The organism is Pseudomonas sp. BF-B-15 (genome assembly GCF_019946675.1).
Classification (GTDB): Bacteria; Pseudomonadota; Gammaproteobacteria; order Pseudomonadales; family Pseudomonadaceae; genus Aquipseudomonas; species Aquipseudomonas migulae.
The window spans coordinates 1-21,492 of sequence record NZ_JAGYFZ010000064.1; the positions used below are offsets into that span (position 1 = coordinate 1).

Genomic DNA, 21,492 nt, shown 5'->3' on the forward strand with positions numbered 1-21,492 from the left:
GTGTGTCAGTCGCCCCGGTGTCGACTGACACACCATCGCGAGCAGGCTCGCTCCTACAGGGGGGATTTGTGTTGGGCATAAAAAAACCGGGCGACCCGCGAGGGCCGCCCGGTTTGGGTGAAGGGTTACAGATGCGATTCCGCGTATTCGGCCAGAATCGAACGAGGCACCCCTTGCAGGGTGATGTGCACACCGTTGGGGAAATCCTTGAAACGTTCAGTCAGGTAGGTCAGCCCGGAGCTGGTCGCGGACAGGTAAGGGGTGTCGATCTGCGCCAGGTTGCCCAGGCACACCACTTTGGAACCGGCGCCGGCACGGGTGATGATGGTTTTCATCTGGTGCGGCGTGAGGTTCTGGCATTCGTCGATCAAAATCAGGCTCTGCTGGAAGCTGCGACCCCGGATGTAGTTGAGGGATTTGAACTGCAACGGCACTTTGCTGAGGATGTAATCGACGCTGCCATGGGTGTTTTCGTCATCCATGTGCAAGGCTTCGAGGTTGTCGGTGATGGCGCCCAGCCACGGCTCCATTTTTTCCGCTTCGGTGCCGGGCAGGAAACCGATCTCCTGGTCCAGGCCCTGAACGCTGCGCGTCGCGATGATCCGGCGATAGCGCTTGCTGACCATGGTCTGCTCGATTGCCGCCGCCAGTGCCAGGATGGTTTTGCCGGAACCGGCCGCACCCGACAGGTTGACCAGGTGAATATCCGGATCAAGCAAGGCGTACAGCGCCAGGCTCTGATAGATGTCACGCGGTTTCAGGCCCCAGGCTTCCTGGTGCAACAAGGGTTCCTGATGCAGGTCGAGAATCAGCAGCTTGTCTTCGTCGATCTCCTTGATCCAGCCGACAAAGCCCTGCTCGTCAATGATGAACTCGTTGATGTGAACGGCCGGCAGGTTGTCGGTCAGCTTCACCTGGTGCCAGGTGCGGCCGTGGTCCTGGCGGGTTTCGACATTACTCACGCGATCCCAGAAGGAGCCGTCCATGTTGTGATAACCGTTGGGCAACAGCGAAACGTCGTCAACCAGTTGGTCAGTGCTGTAGTCCTCGGCCGCGATCCCGCAGGCACGGGCCTTGAGGCGCATGTTGATGTCTTTGGTGACCAACACCACGGGCAGCTTTGGCGCGCGCGCGTGCAGGTCGATCAACTGGTTGATGATGATGTTGTCGTTCAGGTGCTCGGGAAGAATGATGTTCGGTTCGGCACGTTTGCTCATCAGAATTGACAGCAAACCCTTGGGCCCACTTTTGCCACGCTGGATCGGTACCCCCAGCTCAACGTCTTCAGGGCTGGCTTCGCCCAGGGTCTTGTCGATCAGGCGAATCGCCTGACGGCATTCCGCAGCCACGCTGTGATGCCCGCTCTTGAGCTTGTCCAGCTCCTCAAGCACGGTCATCGGAATCGCGACGTGGTGTTCTTCGAAGTTCAGCAGGGCATTTGGATCGTGAATCAATACGTTGGTATCGAGTACATAAAGGATTGGCTGGTTGGAGGAAGAACTACGTCCGTGATCATCCATACTCGGTCACCTTTGTGGGAGCCATTCGACGCAATACCTTGGCGGTGCTGCGCCTCGAAGTGACTGCCGAATTCACCTGCGGGGACTCAAGTGAACTGCATCCATAGCTGGGTCTTGGGAGACGCCACCTGTGTTGCAGGTTTCGGCGGTCTGTCTTCGTAATACTCCAAAACATGTGACAGAAAAAAGCACTTTGACGCTTTTTTGAAGTTTATTTTTCAGAGTGACGAATAGCCCTTGGCCTGCAGGCAATGTGCCGTTAAAGTCGGAAGTCCGCCTGCACTGAATTTCCCTCCAAAATCGCCTTAGCCCCAATATTTACGGGCTTTCCCGCTTTCAGCGAAACGCATCCTGACAATCTTCCCAACCGATCCCGCTGAGCGCCGTTTGCGTCACAAGCCAGGGCATCGCCGTTTTCACGCCATCCTGTTTAATGTTGAAATTGATCACCCCATGCCGCCACAACAGCATCAGGGTCAACACGCGCTGCGCGCTCTGACTGGCCTTGAGTTTGCCGGCGCCGTCCTGGGCATCGATGTCCCACAGCGCCACTTGCAGGCCCTGGGATCTGAAGAAGCCTTGCGCGTCTGAACGGCGCTGACCATCGGGCGGACGAAACAGCGGCACGTAGTTCTCCGGCAATTTGCTTTTGACCAGTTCGGCGCTGCGCCGCACCGAGTCCTGCCAGTCCTGCCAATAGCTGTGGGAGCGGAACTCCCAGCCTTGCACGCCGATGCACTGCGCCGAGTAAGTGGCCTGCAGGTTGGCGACGGAACGATCGCTCAGACGCGCCTGAATGTCCTTGCCAAGGACGAAAAACGTGCCCGTCATGTTGGCCTTGCGCAGGTACTCGGTGACCCATGCCGTGTTGTCCGGCGCGGCATTGGCGGCGCTGTCGAAGGTCAACAGGAACAGTCGGTCATGCATTTGCTCGCCGTTGCGCTCGTAGTCGCCAAAACGATCGATTTCGCTGCTGGTTTGCGGAAACAGCGCAGCCTTGCGCAATTGCTCGTCGAGGTACTGCGCATGGAACAGCCGGCTCGGCTCGGACCATTTGATGTAGTAGCTGTCGGCGCTGACCTGAAACTTGGCGGCTTGCTGGCGCAAGGTGGCCATGTCCTCCACCAGATAACACCAGGAAGCGTCCTGATCGCAGCTCTGCTGGGCGAAGTTGTAGTTGGTCAGCAGTCGTTGCCACATGCGCTGGCGCAGATGGTTGACCGAATCCGGATTGATCGTGCGCAGGCCCAGGCGTTGGGCCAGGCTCGCATCATCCAGCGACTCGCTGGCCAGCAGCACGCGCGCGAACATCAGTATCTCTGCCCGCGAGGCGACATCGAACAGCGTCGGGTTGCTGAGCTGTTCAGGCCAGGTGCTGCGATCGAGCGTCGCCACATCGCCCGGCGCCGCCAGGGCACCGAAACTCAACAGCCACGCCGAAAAAAGAAAAACGATACGCAATGGGATGTCTCCAGAACAAAACCCGCGCGGCACTATAGCTGATCCGGCCCCTATTCCCGCAGCGCCGCCAAACACCTGTAGGAGCGAGGCTTGCCCGCGAAGGCGGTGTGTCAGTCGGCATCATCGGTAACTGATACACCGCTTTCGCGGGCAAGCCTCGCTCCTACAGGGGATTGCGCAAAGCCGTCGATCACCTATGGACTTGATAGCTGGAGTCAACACGGACAACCCCCTAGAATCGCCCCACGATTAAAGGAGACGACTTCATGCTGATGGTGATTTCCCCCGCCAAGACCCTCGATTACGAAACACCGCCGGCCACCCAACGTTTCACCCAGCCGCAATACCTCGACCATTCCCAGGAGCTGATCCTGCAATTGCGCGACCTGACGCCGGCGCAGATCAGCGAGCTGATGCATGTCTCCGACAAGATCGGCGGGCTCAACGCCGCGCGTTTCGGCAGCTGGACGCCGGCGTTCACGCCTGAAAACGCCAAACAGGCCCTGCTGGCGTTCAAGGGTGACGTTTATACCGGTCTCAACGCGCAAACCTTCAGCGAAGCCGATTTCGATTACGCCCAGCAGCATCTGCGCATGCTGTCCGGCCTGTATGGCCTGTTGCGTCCACTGGACCTGATGCAGCCGTACCGTCTGGAAATGGGCACCAAATTGCCCAACGCCCGTGGCAAGGACCTGTATGCCTTCTGGGGCACGCGCATCAGCGAATGGTTGAACGAAGCCCTGGCCGATCAGGGCGATGATGTGCTGCTGAACCTGGCGTCCAACGAGTATTTCTCGGCGGTCAAACGCAGCGCCCTGAATGCCCGCATCATCAATACCGAGTTCAAGGACCTGAAAAACGGTCAGTACAAGATCATCAGCTTCTACGCGAAAAAGGCCCGGGGCATGATGAGCCGCTTCGTCATCGAAGAACGCATCAACGACCCCGCCGCACTCAAGCAGTTTGACGTTCAGGGCTATCGGTACAGTGCCGAGCAGTCTAAACCGGACAACCTGGTGTTCCTGCGCGATCACGCCCCCGAGTAAATGCACCCGGTCGGTGCACGACCGCAAAAGCGTCGTGCACCGCCTTCAAATCTCCAAACAATCCCCCGCCTTTTCCGCCAGTTATTTGGCGCCATTTTTCAAGCAATCAAAATCCTAACTTTAGTTTCACTCGACTTTCGTGATTTTTTTCAGTAGTGGCACTAAAAAAAATTATCAGTAGTGGCATAAAACTATCTAATCCAACGACGACCCTATGTATCAAGGGTGAAACAGCCGTTGCTATCAATATGAAAGCAGTGCCATCTTTTTCAATATTTCAAGAAATTTCAGAATTCGCGATGGGTGGACTGGAACTATGTCCAAATGCGTAGCTCATACCACCGGTAACCATTATCTCTGAACATGTACGAGATAACTTACGCAGAGAAGAGATTCACGTAGCGAAGTTGTCACAATAACTTCGGCTACATAATCCCTGATTTGGGCAACATCTGAAGGAAAGGAGATAACGCATCACTACTATCCCCTACACGGCCAAGGCAGCGCCCCTATAAACGTGCTCACCTGAGCACCAAACCGCTTGATTTACGGGCTTTCGGCCTGGCATTGAGCGCGCAAGACCTTTGCACGAAGGACCTCGACCAGAGGACTCGGCTGCATAACAGGGCAAGTCATAATAATAAGGCCTGGTTACGCACACCTTGAGTGCACTTATTTAGACACTCGGAACTTAGTATGCCTGTACACGGCATTGTGGCGCCTGACTGCCGCACTTCCGAGCGCACTACAACTGCTGAACACACTTAATTCCGGCCATGTAATGGCTTGTTGAACACAGTCTTGTTAACGAGAGGTAAATGCGATGCGCATCAGCATATTTGGTTTGGGTTACGTCGGTGCAGTATGTGCCGGTTGCCTGTCTGCACGGGGCCATGACGTCGTTGGCGTCGATGTCGCCAAAGACAAGATCGATATGATCAACGCCGGTAAATCACCGATTGTTGAACCGGGCTTGGGCGAACTGCTGGCCAAGGGTATCGAGACCGGTCGACTGCGCGGTACGACCAACTTCGCGGAAGCGATTCGCGACACCGACCTGTCGATGATCTGCGTCGGCACGCCGAGCAAGAAGAACGGCGACCTGGAACTGAACTACATCGAAGCCGTGTGCCGCGAGATCGGTTTTGTCCTGCGTGACAAGACCACCCGCCACACCATCGTGGTTCGCAGCACCGTTTTGCCGGGCACTGTCGCAAACGTTGTCATCCCGATTCTCGAAGACTGCTCCGGCAAGAAAGCCGGTGTTGATTTCGGTGTGGCGGTGAACCCTGAGTTCCTGCGCGAAAGCACCGCGATCGCCGACTACGACCTGCCACCGATGACCGTCATCGGCGAATTCGACAAGGCGTCCGGCGACGTTCTGCAATCGCTGTACGAAGAACTCGACGCGCCGATCATCCGCAAGGACATCGCCGTTGCCGAGATGATCAAGTACACCTGCAACGTGTGGCACGCCACCAAGGTGACCTTCGCCAACGAGATCGGCAACATCGCCAAGGCGTGCGGCGTCGATGGTCGTGAAGTGATGGAAGTGGTCTGCCAGGACAAGACACTGAACCTGTCCCAGTACTACATGCGCCCTGGTTTCGCCTTCGGCGGTTCGTGCCTGCCCAAGGACGTGCGCGCCCTGACCTACCGCGCCGGCGCCCTGGACGTGGAATCGCCGCTGCTGAACTCGCTGATGCGCAGCAACGAATCCCAGGTGCAGAACGCCTTCGACATCGTTTCCAGCCACGACAAACGCAAAGTCGCCCTGCTGGGCCTGAGCTTCAAGGCCGGCACCGACGACCTGCGCGAAAGCCCGCTGGTTGATCTGGCAGAAATGCTGATCGGCAAAGGCTACGACCTGAGCATCTACGACGCCAACGTCGAATACGCCCGCGTTCACGGTGCGAACAAGGACTACATCGAGTCGAAGATTCCTCACGTCTCGTCCTTGCTCAACTCCGACTTCGACGAAGTGATCAACAACTCCGACGTGATCATCCTCGGCAACCGTGACGAGAAATTCCGCGCCCTGGCGCAGAACGCTCCGCACGGCAAGCAAGTGATCGACCTGGTCGGCTTCATGTCGAAAGCCACCAGCGTGAGTGGCCGCACCGAAGGCATCTGCTGGTAACACGCCGCGCTCTGTAGGAGCCAGGCTTGCCGGCGAACCAGGCGCCCCGGTGTGTCAGGCAGGCAGCCTTCGCGGGCAAGCCTCGCTCCTACAGTTTTTACGCCTGCCTTAACCCATTCGGGCCTCGCCCGAGATCGAGACGGATGCAGATTATGCACAGGCTAAAGCACGGCCTACTTCAGGCCGCCGGTTGGCTGTTTTACTTAAGTATTTTGATGGGCATCGCCATGGCGTTGCCTGTGTCCACGTTCGACTCCGAGTCGAAGGACTTCATTTTCCTGATCGGTATCGTCGGTATCTGGCGCTACTCGATGGGTGCCACGCACTTTCTGCGCGGCATGCTGTTTCTGTACGTGGTCTACCCGCACCTGCGGCGCAAAGTGCGCAAGCTGGGTAAAGCGGCAGACCCGTCCCATGTGTTTTTGATGGTCACCAGTTTCCGTATCGACGCGCTGACCACCGCCCAGGTCTACGCCTCGGTGATCCGTGAAGCGATCGACTGCGGCCTGCCGACCACCATGGTCTGCTCCATCGTGGAAATGTCCGATGAGAAGCTGGTGAAAAGCCTGTGGACCAAGATGAATCCACCGGAGCGCGTCAAGCTCGACTTCGTGCGCATTCCCGGCACCGGCAAGCGTGATGGCCTGGCCTACGGTTTCCGCGCCATCTCCCGTCACCTGCCGGACGACCGCGCCGTGGTGGCCGTGATCGATGGCGACACCGTGCTCGCCGAAGGCGTCGTGCTCAAGACCGTGCCGTGGTTCCAGCTGTTCGGCAATATCGGCGGCCTGACCACCAACGAATTCTGCGAAGTGCGCGGCGGCTACATCATGAGCGAGTGGCACAAACTGCGTTTCGCCCAGCGCCACATCAACATGTGCTCGATGGCCTTGTCCAAGCGCGTGCTGACCATGACCGGCCGCATGTCGGTGTTCCGCGCCACCGTGGTCACCAACCCGGACTTCATCGCCGATGTGGAAAGCGACTCGCTGCAACACTGGCGCCTGGGCCGCTTCAAGTTCCTCACCGGTGACGACAAGTCGAGCTGGTTCAGCCTGATGCGCCTGGGCTACGACACGTTCTACGTGCCCGACGCGGCGATCCACACCGTGGAACACCCGCCGGAAAAAAGCTTCATCAAGGCCAGCCGCAAACTGATGTTCCGCTGGTACGGCAACAACCTGCGCCAGAACTCCCGTGCCCTGGGCCTGGGGATGAAGCGCCTCGGCCTGTTCACCTCGGTGGTGCTGTTCGATCAGCGTGTTTCGATGTGGACGTCCTTGCTGGGCCTGACCGTCGCGCTCATCGCGTCGTTCAAGTACGGCACCGCGTTCATCCTCGTTTACCTGCTGTGGATCGGCATCACCCGCCTGATCCTGACCCTGCTGCTGTCCTGCTCCGGTCACCGGATCGGCCCGGCTTACCCGGCGATTCTCTATTACAACCAGATCGTCGGCGCGCTGGTGAAAATCTACGTGTTCTTCCGCCTCGACCAACAGTCCTGGACTCGCCAGCCCACTTCCCTGACCCGTGATCTCGCCAGCTTTCAACGTTGGTTCAACACCTGGTCGTCTCGGACCATGACCTTCTCCGCCGGCAGCATTTTTGTCGCCGTGCTGCTGATGATGGTCTGACCGCCCCCTTATTGAATTAACCAGGAAATCGCCCCTATGAATACCGCCGTCAACGCCAATGTAGTGCATGAATCCGAAGCCCAGCGCCAACACGCCCGAGTGAAAATTCCGGCCAAGCTGCGTTTCTTCGGTCCGGACCGCACGCCGGTTGAAGCCCGGGTCCTCGACCTCTCCGCCGGCGGCCTGGCGTTCAACGCCGGTCAGCTGCCGCTGAAGGTCGGCGATGTGCACAAGGCTCGCCTGCAGTTCGTCATCGATAACCTCGGCCTGGCCATGGACGTAGAGATGCAAGTGCGCTCCTTCGACCGCCAGACCGGCCGTGCCGGTTGCCAGTTCCAGAACCTGGAACCGCAAGACATCTCGACCCTGCGCCACCTGATCACTTCGCACCTGGCCGGCGACATCGTCAGCATGGGTGAAGTGCTGGCGACCCTGCAGCGCGACAACTTCACCAAGGCGCGCAAGGTCAAGGATGGCGGCCACGGCATGACCGCGTTCGGTCGCCTGCGTGCCGTGACCTTCAGCCTGGGGATTTTCCTCGTCGGCCTGGCGGCGTTCGGCTTCATTTTCAAATCGGTGTACGGCATGTACTTCGTCAGCCACGCACAGGCCGGTCTGGTCAGTGTGCCGGGCATGAGCATCACCATGCCGCGTGACGGCACCGTGCAAAGCCTGATCAAGGCCGACGGCGTTGCCGCCAAAGGCGCGCCACTGGCAACGTTCAGCACCAGCATGCTCGACGTGCTCAAGGGCCACCTTGACGACAATCAACTGCAACCGGCCAAGGTTGAAGAACTGTTCGGCAAGCAAATGACCGGCACCCTGACCTCGCCGTGCGATTGCACCGTGGCCCAGCAACTGGTCGCCGACGGTCAGTACGCCAGCAAGGGCGACGTGATCTTCCAACTGGTGCCGCGTAACAGCGAAGCCAACGTTGAAGCGCGCTTCTCCTATCGCCAGTTCAGCGACGTGCGCCCAGGTACCAACGTCAACTTCCAGATTGCCGGCGAAGACAAGACCCGCACCGGCAAGATCGTCAGCAGCACCAGCCTGAAAAGCGCCGACCTGTCGTCCGACATCCGCGTGCTGATCCAGCCGGACGAACCGCTGGACAGCAAGTTCGCCGGTCGCCCGGTTGAAGTGAACAGCGACCGTGGCCCGAACCTGAACTGGCTGATCGATAAAGCCATGGCTTCCGGTCTTTAAGTCGAGGACATGCCTGTGACGACTCCTACCTTGAACACACCGCAGACCCTGTGGGAGCGAGCCTGCTCGCGATGGGATCAACGCGGTTCAACTGATGCACCGCGCTGCCTGAATCGCCAGCAGGCTGGCTCCCACATTGGAACAGTGTGTGCCTTGGCATTGGCAGTCAGCCTCGCCGGTTGCGCCGGTCTGCCCGACCAGCGTCTGGCCAATGAAGCGCTCAAGCGCGGCGACACCGCGCTGGCTCAGCAGAACTACAAGCAACTCGCCGACCTGGGCTACAGCGAGGCCCAAGTAGGCCTCGCCGATATCCAGGTCGACAGCCGCGACCCGGCGCAGCTCAAGCAGGCCGAGGCGACTTACCGCGCGGCGGCCGACGTTTCGCCGCGAGCGCAGGCTCGCCTGGGTCGCTTGCTGGTGGCCAAGCCCGGCTCCACCGAAGCCGAACAGCACGAAGCTGAAGCCCTGCTGAAAAAGGCTTCGGCCAATGGCGAAGGCAACACGCTGATCCCGCTGGCGATGCTGTACCTGCGATACCCGCACAGTTTCCCCAACGTCAACGCGCAACAGCAGATCAGCCAATGGCGCGCCGAAGGCAAACCGGAAGCCGGCCTGGCCCAGGTGCTGCTCTATCGCACCCAAGGCACTTACGACCAGCACCTGGACGAAGTCGCAACGATCTGCAAAGCGGCGTTGAACACCACCGACATTTGCTACGTCGAGCTGGCCACTGTTTACCAGAAACAAGGCAAACCGGAACAGCAAGCCGAGCTGATCAAGCAGATGCAAGCGGCACATACCCGTGGCACCGTTTCCGCTCAGCGCGTGGACAGCGTCGCTCGTGTGCTCGGTGATGCAAGCCTGGGCAAGACCGACGAAAAAACCGCTCAGGCGCTGCTCGAAGACATCGCCCCCGCCTACCCCGCTTCGTGGGTCAGCCTGGCGCAATTGCTCTACGACTTCCCGGAACTCGGCGACGTCGACACGATGATGAAGTACCTGGACAACGGCCGCGCCGCTGACCAGCCGCGCGCCGAACTGTTGCTCGGCAAGCTCTACTACGAAGGCAAATGGGTGCCGGCCGACGCGAAAGTCGCCGAAGCACATTTCCAGAAAGCCGTCGGCAAGGAAGTCGCCGCCGATTACTACCTCGGCCAGATCTACCGTCGTGGTTACCTGGGCAAGGTCTATTCGCAGAAGGCACTGGATCACTTGCTGACCGCTGCGCGCAACGGTCAGAACAGCGCCGACTTCGCCATCGCCCAGCTGTTTTCCCAAGGCAAGGGCACCAAGCCCGACCCGCTTAACGCTTATGTCTTCAGCCAATTGGCCAAGGCCCAGAACACCCCGCAGGCCACCGAGCTTGCGCAAACTCTCGAAGCCCAACTGCCGCCTGCCCAGCTGGCCGAGGCCCAACGCCTGTTGAAACAAGAACAGGCCGTTCGTGGTGCCTTGAGCCAGAACACGCTGGAACTGCATGCCCTGCAAGAAGAAGACGGCGAGGAATCCCTATGAAGTTGAATCCATTCATGAAGGCCGGTATCGGCCTGACGTTTGCGCTGATCTGGTCTTGCCCGACCCTGGCGGCAATCACCGAAACCAAGAATTTCGGTCTGGACGTAAAAATCACCGGCCAGTCCGAAGACGACCGTGACCTCGGCACTGCCAGCGGCGGCGACGTCAATGGCGTCGGTCTCGACCTGCGTCCCTGGGTCTACGGTGAAAGCGGCGCGTGGAGCGCCTACGCCATGGGTCAGGCCGTGACGTCCACCGACATAATCGAAACCGACACCTTGCAGCAGTCCGACAGCGACGGCACCCAGACCACCGACAACGGTGATCGCAAGACCAAGAAAAACTACCTGGCGATGCGTGAATTCTGGGTCGGCTACAGCGGCCTGACGCCGTATCCTGGCGAGCAGTTGAAACTCGGTCGTCAACGCCTGCGCAACGACGACGGCCAATGGCGCGACACCAACATCGAAGCCCTGAACTGGACCTTCGACACCACGCTGTTGCGCGCCAACGTCGGCGTCGCCGAACGCTTCAGCGAATACCGCACCGACCTCAAAGAGTTGGCGCCGAAAGACAAGGATCGCCTGCACCTCTACGCCGACGCGGCGTATCAGTGGACACCGGGCAACTGGGTCGGCATTCGCGGTCATCACACCCACGACGACGGCAAGCTCGACTACCCGGAACCGGGCGTGCCCGGCGACTCGCTGGACAAGAAACAGAACGGCGACATCAGCTGGCTCGGCCTCACCGCTGACAGCGACGCCTACAACTACCGCAACACCAACACCGTCAATTACTGGGGCAGCGTCACCGGCATGAGCGGCGACACCGACACGGTGAATCAGCTCAACGCCGACGGCTCCCGCCCGACCGAAGCCAAGCGCGGTGAAGACCTCAACGGCTGGGCCACCGATATCGGCGTGCGCCTGCGCCTCGATCCGCAATGGCAAGTGGGTGCAGCCTATGCCCGCGCCAGTGCCGATTACGAACAGAACGGCCTGGAAAGCAACCGCTCGAACTACACCGGTACGCGCTCGCGGGTTCACCGTTTCGGCGAAGCGTTCCGTGGCGAAATGAACAACATGCAGACCGCTACGTTGTTCGGTTCGTGGATGCTCAACGACGAGTACGACGCCAGCGTGATCTACCACAAGTTCTGGCGCGTCGACGGCAACAAGCCGGTGGGCAGCAACGGCATCAACGCCGTCGAGAACGACACCGACCCAACCGGCGCGATTCTCTCCAGCACGTCCCTGCCGCTGGAAGATGGCAACAAAGACCTCGGCCAGGAAATGGACCTTGTGGTCACCAAGTACTTCAAGCAAGGCCTGTTGCCTGCCGCGCTGAGCCAGTCGATCGACGAACCGTCGGCCCTGGTGCGCTTGCGTGGCGGCGTGTTCAAGCCGGGCGATGCCTACGGCAAAGAAGTCGACTCGTACATGCACCGCGCGTTCATCGACGTGATCTGGCGCTTCTGATGCGAACCGCTAAGGGAGTTCCTGACATGAACAGTCCGAAGAGAGGCTCGTTGACCTTGCTGGCCGGCGCTATGCTGCTGGCAAGCTCGGCCGCCTTCGCCAACGTGGAACCGACCAAGCCGGTGACCATGGCCAAGGAACTGCAACAGGCCAAGACCTACACCGTCAGCAGCGCCCCGACCGCGCCGCTGGAACTGGAAAAGCCGACACTGCCGGACACCGCCGGCTACACCGCCGACGCCATCGCCGCGAAAATCGTGCGCACCAAGGCCGGCAAAATCAGTGTGCGTCGGATGATGCAAGAGAACGCGCTGAAGGACTTCATCGGCGGCGACAACAAGATGGCCGAATGGGTGGTGCGTCAGCACGGCATCCCGCAGGCGATCTTCATCGACGACGGCTACATGAACCTCAAGGACCTGGCGAAGAAGCTGCCCAAGCAGTACTTCAGCGAAACCTCGCCGGGTGTGTTCCTGGCGAAATTACCGATTGTGGTCGGTGAGAAAGGCATCCTCGAAATCGACAAACAGACCCAGGAATTGCGCCTGTCCCAAGAGGCCGGTTCATTCCTGGTCAACGACGGCCAGCTGTTTGTGCGCGACACCAAAATCACTGGCTGGCGCGAGAAGGACAACGGCCCGGCGACGTTCAAGTCGCCGAAGGAATTCCGTCCGTTCCTGCTGGCCTGGGGCGGCACCCAGACCTACATCGCCAACAGCAAGATGGCCAGTTTCGGCTACGCCAACAGTAAGTCGTATGGCGTGAGTATTTCCCAGTACACGCCGAACATGGCCAAGGTGCTCAAGCGTCCTGAACCGACCGGCTGGATCATCGGTTCCGAGTTCTCGGACATGTGGTACGGCTTCTACTGCTACGAAACCCGCGACTTCGTGGTCAAGGGCAACACCTACAAAGACAACATCGTCTACGGCATCGACCCGCATGACCGTTCGCACGGCCTGATCATCGCCGACAACACCGTTTACGGGACCAAGAAGAAGCACGGGATCATTATTTCCCGTGAGGTCAACGACAGCTTCATCTTCAACAACCGCAGCTACGACAACAAGTTGTCGGGCCTGGTGATCGACCGAAACAGCGTCAACAACATCATTGCCTACAACGAGATCTACAAGAACCACACCGACGGCATCACCCTCTACGAGAGTGCCGACAACCTGCTGTGGGCGAACAAGGTGATCAGCAACCGTCGCCACGGCATCCGCATTCGTAACAGCGTGAACATTCGCCTGTACGAAAACCTGTCCATGGCCAACGGCCTGACCGGCGTCTACGGCCACATCAAGGACCTGAGCGACACCGACCGGGACATCAAGCTCGACCCGTTCGATGCCCAGGTGTCGCTGATCGTTGTCGGCGGCGAACTGGCCGGCAACGGCAGTGGCCCGCTGTCCATCGACTCGCCGCTGAGCGTCGAGCTGTACCGCGTGTCCATGCTTGCCCCGACCAAATCCAGCGGCATCAGCTTCAGCGGGATTCTCGGCGAGCGTCAGGATGAAATTCTCGACCTGCTGGTACGCCAGCAGAAAGCCGTGCTGATCGACCCTGTCGAACGCCAGACCGAAATGCGGGACTGAGGATAATCTTATGCACCCACACTTGATCAAATTACTCAGCCTGTCGGCCCTGACCGCCGGCATTCTCGCGGCCAGCGGCGGCGTTCGTGCCGATGAAGTCAAGGCACCCAGCTTCAGCGCCGAACCATGCTGCAACCTGTGCCCCGAAGCCCACGACGCGAAGAACTACACCACGCGTTATCAGCAGAACTTCACCACGCTGGTGCAGGCTCAGGGTGACTGGTTGTTCCGTACGCAAGAAGACTTGCGCACCGAATTCGACACCACCCCCGCCGGCTACAAACGCATGAAAGAACTGCACGATGCGTTCAAGAGCAAAGGCGTGGAGCTGGTGATTGTTTACCAACCCACTCGTGGCCTGGTGAACCGCAACAAGCTCAACCCGGAAGACAAGGCCAGGTTCGATTTCGACAAGGCGCTGAGGAACTACAAGACCATGCTCGGCCGCTTTGCCGCCATGGGTTACGTGGTGCCGGACCTGTCGCCGCTGACCAACGAGTCGCTGCCCGACACCCTGCCCGCCCACGACTTCTACTTCCGTGGCGACCAGCACTGGACGCCGTATGGCGCCCAGCGCACGGCAAAAATCGTCGGCGAAAAAATCAAGCAACTGCCTGAGTTTGCCGGCATTCCCAAGCGTGAATTCGAGAGCCACAAGTCGGGTCGCATGGGCAAGACCGGAACGTTGCACAACATGGCCGGTCAACTCTGTGGCACCAGCTACGCGATCCAGTACATGGATCAATTCACTACCGAGCCAAAAGGCGAAGCAGCGGATGGCGATCTGTTCAGTGACTCCGGCAACCCGGAGATCACCCTGGTCGGCACCAGCCACAGTGGCAAGAACTACAACTTCGCCGGTTTCCTCGAAGAGGCCATCGGCGCCGACATCCTCAACGTGGCGTTCCCCGGCGGTGGCCTGGAAGGTTCGATGCTGCAGTACCTGGGCAGCGAAGAGTTCCAGACCAAGCCGCCGAAGATTCTGATCTGGGAATTCTCGCCGCTCTACCGCCTCGACCAGGAAACCATCTACCGCCAGATGATGGCGTTGCTGGACAACGGTTGCGAAGGCAAGGATGCACAGATGTCCGGCAGCACCACGTTGAAACCGGGCAAGAACGAATTGATGGTCAACAGCAAGAACCTGAACCTGCAAAACAGCAGTCACCAGGTCGACATCCGTTTCGCCGATCCGTCGGTGAAAACCCTGCAAGCCACCCTCTGGTACATGAACGGTCGCCACGAGGACATCAAGATCGAAAAACCGGAAACCTCCGACACCGACGGGCGTTTCGCCTTTGAGTTGCGCACGGACGAAGACTGGGCCTCGCAGAATCTGCTGGCCGTCGAAATCCAGGGTCCTGAAGCAGGTGCCGCGCAGCAGAAAGTCGAAGCGAAAATCTGCAAACGCAACGTGTTCCCGAGTGCCGAGCAGCGTACTGCTTCGGTCGGGCAATGAGGCAATCATGCAAACCCGAACTTTGAAAAAACTACTCGCGCCCTCCCTGCTGACGCTGGCGATGTTCGCCGGCGCCACCCAGGCCGCCGCGCCGCTGCGTCCGCCACAGGGTTACTTCGCGCCGATTGAAAAAGTCAAAACCGGCGACAGCAAAGAAGGCTGTGACGCGATGCCGACGCCGTATACCGGCGCGCTGCAATTTCGCAGCAAATACGAGGGTTCCGACAAGGCCCGTTCGACCCTGAACGAGGTATCGGAAAAAGCCTTCCGCGACACCACCGCCGACATCACCAAGATCGAGCGCGGCACCAGCAAGCGCGTGATGCAGTTCATGCGTGACGGTCGCCCGGAACAGCTCGAATGCACACTGAACTGGTTGACCGCCTGGGCCAAGGCCGATGCGTTGATGTCCAAAGACTTCAACCACACCGGCAAATCGATGCGCAAATGGGCGTTGGGCAGCATGGCGTCTTCGTACATCCGCCTGAAATTCTCCGACTCGCATCCGTTGGCGAACCACCAGCAAGAGTCGCAGTTGATTGAAGCCTGGTTCAGCAAAATGGCCGATCAGGTGGTCAGCGATTGGGACAACCTGCCGCTGGAACAAACCAACAATCACTCGTACTGGGCAGCGTGGTCGGTGATGGCAACGTCCGTCGCCACCAACCGCCGCGACCTGTTCGACTGGGCCGTGAAGGAATACAAGGTCGGCGCCAATCAGGTCGACGCCCAAGGCTTCTTGCCCAACGAACTCAAGCGCCAGCAACGCGCCCTCGCCTATCACAACTACGCCCTGCCGCCGCTGGCGATGATCGCCAGTTTCGCTCAGGTCAACGGTGTGGATCTGCGTCAGGAAAACAACGGCGCGTTGAAACGTTTGGGTGATCGAGTGCTCGCCGGGGTTAAAGACCCGGACGAATTCGAGAACAAGAACGGCAAGGAGCAGGACATGACCGACCTCAAGGTCGACTCGAAATTCGCCTGGCTCGAACCGTTCTGCACGCTCTACACCTGCTCGCCGGATGTGCTCGAGAAAAAGCACGAGATGCAGCCGTTCAAGACCTTCCGCCTCGGGGGTGACCTGACCAAGGTCTACGACCCGGCGAACGAAAAAGGCAAAGGTTCTTAACGCATAACCCCTGTAGGAGCGAGGCTTGCCCGCGAAGAACGATGACACGGTTCATCAGTTCCACCGCGTAACGGCCTTCGCGGGCAAGCCTCGCTCCTACAAGGATCGCGGTGGTTTGAATGCAATGCATCTCCCCAGGTTTTTTGGTGGGGGGGTTTGGGGGGGCTGCGGCCCTTGACTGTTGGTTAAACATGGAGAGACCGGGATGGTATTTTCATCCAACGTGTTCCTGTTTTTGTTCCTGCCGATCTTTCTCGGCATGTACTACTTGAGCGGAATACGCTATCGCAACCTGCTGCTGCTGATCGCCAGCTATGTGTTCTATGCCTGGTGGCGCGTGGACTTCCTGGCGTTGTTCGCTGCCGTCACGCTGTGGAACTACTGGATCGGCCTCAAAGTCGGCGCCGCAGGCGTTCGGACCAAACCGGCCCAGCGCTGGCTGCTGCTCGGCGTAGCCGTCGACCTGTGCATTCTGGGCTACTTCAAGTACGCCAACTTCGGTGTCGACAGCATCAACGCGATGATGACGTCGGTGGGTCTGTCGCCGTTCATCCTGACCCACGTGCTGTTGCCGATCGGGATCTCGTTCTACATCTTCGAGTCCATCAGCTACATCATCGACGTCTACCGTGGTGACACCCCGGCAACGCGCAACCTGATCGACTTTGCGGCGTTCGTGGCGATCTTCCCGCACCTGATTGCCGGCCCGGTATTGCGCTTCCGCGACCTCGCCGACCAGTTCAACAACCGCACCCACACCCTCGACAAGTTCTCCGAGGGCTGCACGCGGTTCATGCAGGGTTTCATCAAGAAGGTCTTCATCGCCGACACCCTCGCGGTGGTGGCCGACCATTGCTTCGCCTTGCAAAACCCGACCACGGGCGATGCCTGGCTCGGCGCGCTGGCGTACACCGCGCAGTTGTATTTCGACTTCTCCGGTTACAGCGACATGGCCATCGGCCTGGGCTTGATGATGGGTTTCCGCTTCATGGAAAACTTCAAGCAGCCGTACATCAGCCAGTCGATCACCGAGTTCTGGCGTCGCTGGCACATCAGCCTGTCCACCTGGCTGCGTGACTACCTGTACATCACGCTGGGCGGCAACCGCAAAGGCACGCTGATGACCTATCGCAACCTGTTCCTGACCATGCTGCTCGGTGGTCTGTGGCACGGCGCGAACATCACCTACATCGTGTGGGGTGCGTGGCACGGCATGTGGCTGGCGATCGAAAAGGCCCTGGGCCTGAACACTTCGCCACGCAGCATCAACCCGATCCGCTGGGCGCTGACCTTCCTGCTGGTGGTGATGGGCTGGGTGATCTTCCGCGCCGAAAACCTGCACGTCGCCGGCCGCATGTATGGCGCGATGTTCAGCTTCGGCGAATGGTCGCTGTCGGAACTCAACGAGGCCAACCTCACCGGTCTGCAAGTGGCGACTCTGGTGGTGGCGTACGCAACCCTGGCGTTCTTCGGCATCCGTGACTTCTACAGCAACCAGCCACCGGTCAAGACCAAACCTGCGGTCAACGTCGAGGCCGATGGCTCTGCCGGTGCGACACCAGGAATGATCAAAGCCGTACCGGGCGACAACCCGGCCAGCATCCACCAACCGGGTTACACCGTTGGCGTTGAAGCCACCGTGCAGCCGGCTTACTGGACGGCGGACTGGTCGCGTTACGTGATGCGCACGCTGGTACTGGTGCTGTTCATTGCCTCGATTTTCAAACTCTCGGCGCAAAGCTTCTCGCCGTTCCTTTACTTCCAGTTCTGAGGGATCTGACCATGACCCGCTCATTACGCATCTTCTATATCAGCCTGTTTATGGTGACCTTGCTGGTCCTGGGCCTGTGGTCGACGCGCAGCTTCTTCGGCTTCAGCACCAACGCCGATGCGACGGTGCTCAATGGCCGCTGGGCCAAGGCTGTCGAAACGCACTACGACGACGAGTTCCCGATCAAGCGCCTGGGCACCAACCTCTGGGCTGCGCTGGATTTCAAACTGTTCAACGAAGGTCGTCCGGGCGTCGTGCTCGGTCGCGATCAGTGGTTGTACAGCGATGAAGAATTCAACCCGATCGTCAACGAAGAGTTGAACCTGCAAGGCAACTACGCGCTGGTCGAAGGCGTGCGCCAGGAACTGAAAGAGAAAGGCGTGAAACTGGTGATGGCGATCGTGCCGGCCAAGACTCGCCTGTATCCGGAACACCTGGGCGAAGTTAAGCCTTCGAGTATTCACGCCAATCTTTATGAAGATTTCCACGCTCGTCTGGCGGCCAACAAGATCCTCGCACCCGACCTGTACGGCCCCCTGCTGAAGGCCAAGCTCGACGGTCAGCAAGTGTTTCTGCGCACCGACACCCACTGGACCCCGGAAGGCGCGCAAATCGCCGCCCAGACCCTGGCCAAGACCATCGCCGAGAAAACCCCGCTCAGCGGCGAGCCTCAACGCTTCGTCACCGAGCCGGCAGAGAAAGTGACCCACAAGGGTGACCTGCGTTTGTTCCTGCCGCTCGACCCACTGTTCGAAAACCTGATGCCGGCGACCGAGCCGCTGCAGAAGCGCAACACCGTGGTGGCCGACGATCAGGCTGGCGGTGATGACGCGCTGTTCGCCAACACCGAAGTGCCGGTGGCCCTGATCGGCACCAGCTACAGCGCCAACCCGAACTGGAACTTCGTCGGCGCGCTGAAAGAAGCGCTGAACAGCGACGTGGTCAATTACGCCGAAGACGGCCACGGCCCGATTCTGCCGATGCTCAGCTACCTGAAAAGCGATGCCTTCAAGAACAGCCCGCCACAGGTGCTGATCTGGGAGTTTCCTGAACGTTATCTGCCTGTAAACAACGAAATCGGCGACGCCGACCCGCAGTGGGTCGCAGCGCTCAAAGAAGCCGGCGCCCGCCAACAAAACGTAGCCGTAAACACTAAATCCGAGACGCCCGACCGGGCGCAAAACTGAAAGAGAGGTACACCATGACTTTCACTACTACTCCTCGCCGTCTCGCCAAGACCTTTGCTCTGGCCGCAACCTTCAGCGTGCTGTCCATGAACGCCTTCGCCGCCGGTGACTCGGCCCTCTACGGTCCGACCGCGCCTAAAGGTTCGAGCTTCGTACGGGTCTATAACGCCGGCAACGCTGAAGTCAGCGCCACCGTCGGCAGCACCAACCTGAGCGACGTCGCGCCGCTGTCCAGCACTGACTTCAGCTTCATGCCGGGCGGCGACTACAGCGCCAAGGTCGGCAGCCAGACCCTGCCAGTGAAACTGGCCGGCGATCACTATTACACCCTGGTCAACAACGCCAGCGGCGCGCCGCAACTGATCGAAGAGCCGCCGTTCAAGAACAAGCAGAAATCCCTGGTTCGCGTACAGAACCTGAGCGACAAGGCCCTGACCCTGAAAACCGCCGACGGCAAGACCGAAGTGGTCCCTTCCGTGGCCGCCAAGGGCCGTGGCGAGCGTGAAATCAACCCGGTCAAAGTCAGCCTGGCGCTATACGATGGCGCCACAAAAGTGGGCGACGTGAAACCGGTTGCCCTGGAACGCGGTGAAGCGGCGGTGCTGTACGTCACCGGCAACGGCAGCAGCCTGTCGCCAGTCTGGGTAAAACGCCCGGTTTCGACGCGCTAACAAATTTACCCGGTTGACCCGTGCCCTGTAGGAGCACGGCTTGCCGGCGAAGAGGCCCTCGAGACCGCCTTCGCTGGCAAGCCATGCTCCTACAAGGGACCGAGATGTCAGTCGGGACACGAAACAAAAACAAGAGTGAAACGACAGAACGCAGTAGCTCTGACCCATACGATTTTCAAGGAGTAACAACATGATTCCGGTGATCTTGTCAGGTGGTAGTGGCTCACGTCTTTGGCCGCTTTCCCGTAAGCAGTTTCCTAAACAATTCCTGGCCCTGACCGGCGAACACACGCTGTTCCAGCAAACCCTGGAACGCCTGGTGTTCGAAGGCATGGACACCCCGATCGTGGTCTGCAACAAAGACCACCGCTTCATCGTCAACGAGCAACTGAGCAACCGTAAGCTGGAAACCCAGCGCATCCTGATGGAACCGTTCGGCCGCAACACCGCGCCGGCCGTGGCCCTGACCGCGATGATGCTGGTCAACGAAGGTCGTGACGAGCTGATGCTGGTGCTGCCGGCGGACCACGTACTGGAAGACCAGAAAGCCCTGCAACGCGCCCTGGCCCTGGCCACCGTCGCCGCCGAAAACGGCGAAATGGTGCTGTTCGGCGTCCCGGCGACCAAACCGGAAACCGGCTACGGCTACATCAAGTCGACCAACGACTCGCTGCTGCCGGAAGGCGTCAGCCGCGTCTCGCACTTCGTTGAAAAACCGGACGTGAAACGCGCCACCGAGTTCGTCCAGTCCGGCGGTTACTTCTGGAACAGCGGCATGTTCCTGTTCCGCGCCAGCCGCTTCCTCGAAGAGCTGAAAAAGCACGATCCGGACATCTACGACACCTGCCTGCTGACCCTGGAACGCAGCCAACAGGATGCCGACACCGTCACCATCGACGAAGCCACCTTCGCCTGCTGCCCGGACAATTCCATCGATTACTCGGTCATGGAAAAAACCCAGCGCGCCTGCGTTGTACCGCTGACCGCCGGCTGGAGCGATGTCGGTTGCTGGGCGTCGCTGTGGGAAGTAAATGACAAGGACGTCAACGGTAACGTCACCAAAGGCGATGTGGTCATTCAGGACAGCAAGAACTGCATGATCCACGGCAACGGCAAACTGGTGTCGGTGATCGGCCTGGAAAACATCGTGGTCGTCGAAACCAAGGACGCCATGATGATCGCCCACAAGGACAAGGTCCAAGGCGTGAAACAGATGGTCAACACACTCAACGAACAGGGTCGCAGCGAAACCCAGAACCACTGCGAAGTCTATCGTCCGTGGGGTTCGTATGACTCGGTGGACATGGGCGGGCGCTTCCAGGTCAAGCACATCTCGGTCAAACCGGGCGCGTGCCTGTCACTGCAAATGCACCACCACCGCGCCGAACACTGGATCGTGGTCAGCGGCACCGCTGAAGTGACCTGCGACGAGAACGTGTTCCTGCTGTGCGAGAACCAGTCGACCTACATTCCGATCGCTTCGGTTCACCGTTTGCGCAACCCGGGCAAGATTCCACTTGAGATTATTGAAGTGCAATCGGGCAGCTATCTGGGTGAGGACGATATCGAGCGGTTTGAAGATATCTACGGTCGGTCTACGCCGATTGAGCGTGGGGTTTCGGTGAAAACCATCGCGCAGTAAGTCATCGGTAAAAAGAAGCCCCCATCCAGGTC

At 59.4% G+C, this 21,492-nt stretch carries 15 protein-coding genes; 13 read left to right on the forward strand and 2 right to left on the reverse strand.

What is annotated here, in order from left to right:
* Positions 1-125: 125 nt before the first annotated feature.
* Entirely contained in the window at positions 126-1,520 is a 1,395-nt protein-coding gene (locus KGA97_RS19610; RefSeq protein WP_008025381.1) for a PhoH family protein, read from the reverse strand.
* A gap of 336 nt (positions 1,521-1,856) precedes the next feature.
* Positions 1,857-2,981, reverse strand: a complete 1,125-nt coding sequence (locus KGA97_RS19615) for a polysaccharide deacetylase family protein (protein WP_207285725.1) — start codon at positions 2,979-2,981, stop codon at positions 1,857-1,859.
* Positions 2,982-3,247: 266 nt separating this feature from the next.
* Between KGA97_RS19615 and yaaA the strand changes: the two genes are divergently transcribed.
* The 13 genes from yaaA (at position 3,248) to KGA97_RS19680 (ending at position 21,460) form a co-directional block, all read left to right on the forward strand.
* Entirely contained in the window at positions 3,248-4,027 is a 780-nt protein-coding gene (yaaA, locus tag KGA97_RS19620; protein WP_008025377.1) for a peroxide stress protein YaaA, read from the forward strand.
* Positions 4,028-4,850: 823 nt separating this feature from the next.
* Positions 4,851-6,167, forward strand: coding sequence for a nucleotide sugar dehydrogenase (locus KGA97_RS19625; RefSeq protein ID WP_008044520.1), 1,317 nt, complete (start codon positions 4,851-4,853; stop codon positions 6,165-6,167).
* A gap of 152 nt (positions 6,168-6,319) precedes the next feature.
* The gene (gene alg8 / locus KGA97_RS19630; protein WP_411738714.1) at positions 6,320-7,801 is read left to right on the forward strand and encodes a mannuronan synthase; all 1,482 of its coding nucleotides are present in this window, start codon (positions 6,320-6,322) and stop codon (positions 7,799-7,801) included.
* Positions 7,802-7,837: 36 nt separating this feature from the next.
* The gene (locus KGA97_RS19635; RefSeq protein ID WP_008025372.1) at positions 7,838-9,007 is read left to right on the forward strand and encodes an alginate biosynthesis protein Alg44; all 1,170 of its coding nucleotides are present in this window, start codon (positions 7,838-7,840) and stop codon (positions 9,005-9,007) included.
* A gap of 9 nt (positions 9,008-9,016) precedes the next feature.
* Positions 9,017-10,522 (forward strand): alginate biosynthesis TPR repeat lipoprotein AlgK, encoded by a 1,506-nt coding sequence (algK, locus tag KGA97_RS19640; RefSeq protein ID WP_223481315.1) that lies wholly within the window; start codon positions 9,017-9,019, stop codon positions 10,520-10,522.
* Complete coding sequence (locus KGA97_RS19645; protein ID WP_008044507.1) at positions 10,519-12,003, forward strand: alginate export family protein; 1,485 nt, start codon at positions 10,519-10,521, stop codon at positions 12,001-12,003. Before algK ends, KGA97_RS19645 begins: the two co-directional genes overlap by 4 nt.
* A gap of 26 nt (positions 12,004-12,029) precedes the next feature.
* Complete coding sequence (algG, locus tag KGA97_RS19650) at positions 12,030-13,601, forward strand: mannuronan 5-epimerase AlgG (protein WP_223481316.1); 1,572 nt, start codon at positions 12,030-12,032, stop codon at positions 13,599-13,601.
* 10 nt (positions 13,602-13,611) lie between these two features.
* Complete coding sequence (locus KGA97_RS19655) at positions 13,612-15,060, forward strand: alginate O-acetyltransferase (RefSeq protein WP_223481317.1); 1,449 nt, start codon at positions 13,612-13,614, stop codon at positions 15,058-15,060.
* Positions 15,061-15,067: 7 nt separating this feature from the next.
* A complete protein-coding gene (locus KGA97_RS19660) occupies positions 15,068-16,189 on the forward strand; it encodes a mannuronate-specific alginate lyase (RefSeq protein ID WP_008044501.1) in 1,122 nt (373 codons plus the stop codon).
* Between the two features lie 205 nt (positions 16,190-16,394).
* Complete coding sequence (locus tag KGA97_RS19665) at positions 16,395-17,960, forward strand: MBOAT family O-acyltransferase (protein WP_223481318.1); 1,566 nt, start codon at positions 16,395-16,397, stop codon at positions 17,958-17,960.
* A gap of 11 nt (positions 17,961-17,971) precedes the next feature.
* A complete protein-coding gene (locus KGA97_RS19670) occupies positions 17,972-19,147 on the forward strand; it encodes an alginate O-acetyltransferase (protein WP_192227779.1) in 1,176 nt (391 codons plus the stop codon).
* A gap of 14 nt (positions 19,148-19,161) precedes the next feature.
* Positions 19,162-19,818, forward strand: a complete 657-nt coding sequence (locus tag KGA97_RS19675; protein WP_008044492.1) for an alginate O-acetyltransferase AlgF — start codon at positions 19,162-19,164, stop codon at positions 19,816-19,818.
* 190 nt (positions 19,819-20,008) lie between these two features.
* The gene (locus KGA97_RS19680) at positions 20,009-21,460 is read left to right on the forward strand and encodes a mannose-1-phosphate guanylyltransferase/mannose-6-phosphate isomerase (RefSeq protein WP_223481319.1); all 1,452 of its coding nucleotides are present in this window, start codon (positions 20,009-20,011) and stop codon (positions 21,458-21,460) included.
* The last annotated feature ends 32 nt before the right edge of the window (positions 21,461-21,492 follow it).

Excerpts from the sequence above, each read along its gene's own strand:
- KGA97_RS19680 (WP_223481319.1), top strand. The coding sequence starts at position 20,009 with ATGATTCCGGTGATCTTGTCAGGTGGTAGTGGCTCACGTCTTTGGCCG.
- algK (WP_223481315.1), top strand. The coding sequence starts at position 9,017 with ATGCCTGTGACGACTCCTACCTTGAACACACCGCAGACCCTGTGGGAG.
- algG (WP_223481316.1), top strand. The coding sequence starts at position 12,030 with ATGAACAGTCCGAAGAGAGGCTCGTTGACCTTGCTGGCCGGCGCTATG.
- KGA97_RS19660 (WP_008044501.1), top strand. The coding sequence starts at position 15,068 with ATGCAAACCCGAACTTTGAAAAAACTACTCGCGCCCTCCCTGCTGACG.
- KGA97_RS19655 (WP_223481317.1), top strand. The coding sequence starts at position 13,612 with ATGCACCCACACTTGATCAAATTACTCAGCCTGTCGGCCCTGACCGCC.
- KGA97_RS19635 (WP_008025372.1), top strand. The coding sequence starts at position 7,838 with ATGAATACCGCCGTCAACGCCAATGTAGTGCATGAATCCGAAGCCCAG.
- KGA97_RS19675 (WP_008044492.1), top strand. The coding sequence starts at position 19,162 with ATGACTTTCACTACTACTCCTCGCCGTCTCGCCAAGACCTTTGCTCTG.
- KGA97_RS19610 (WP_008025381.1), bottom strand. The coding sequence starts at position 1,520 with ATGGATGATCACGGACGTAGTTCTTCCTCCAACCAGCCAATCCTTTAT.
- KGA97_RS19670 (WP_192227779.1), top strand. The coding sequence starts at position 17,972 with ATGACCCGCTCATTACGCATCTTCTATATCAGCCTGTTTATGGTGACC.
- KGA97_RS19665 (WP_223481318.1), top strand. The coding sequence starts at position 16,395 with ATGGTATTTTCATCCAACGTGTTCCTGTTTTTGTTCCTGCCGATCTTT.
- alg8 (WP_411738714.1), top strand. The coding sequence starts at position 6,320 with ATGCACAGGCTAAAGCACGGCCTACTTCAGGCCGCCGGTTGGCTGTTT.
- yaaA (WP_008025377.1), top strand. The coding sequence starts at position 3,248 with ATGCTGATGGTGATTTCCCCCGCCAAGACCCTCGATTACGAAACACCG.
- KGA97_RS19625 (WP_008044520.1), top strand. The coding sequence starts at position 4,851 with ATGCGCATCAGCATATTTGGTTTGGGTTACGTCGGTGCAGTATGTGCC.
- KGA97_RS19645 (WP_008044507.1), top strand. The coding sequence starts at position 10,519 with ATGAAGTTGAATCCATTCATGAAGGCCGGTATCGGCCTGACGTTTGCG.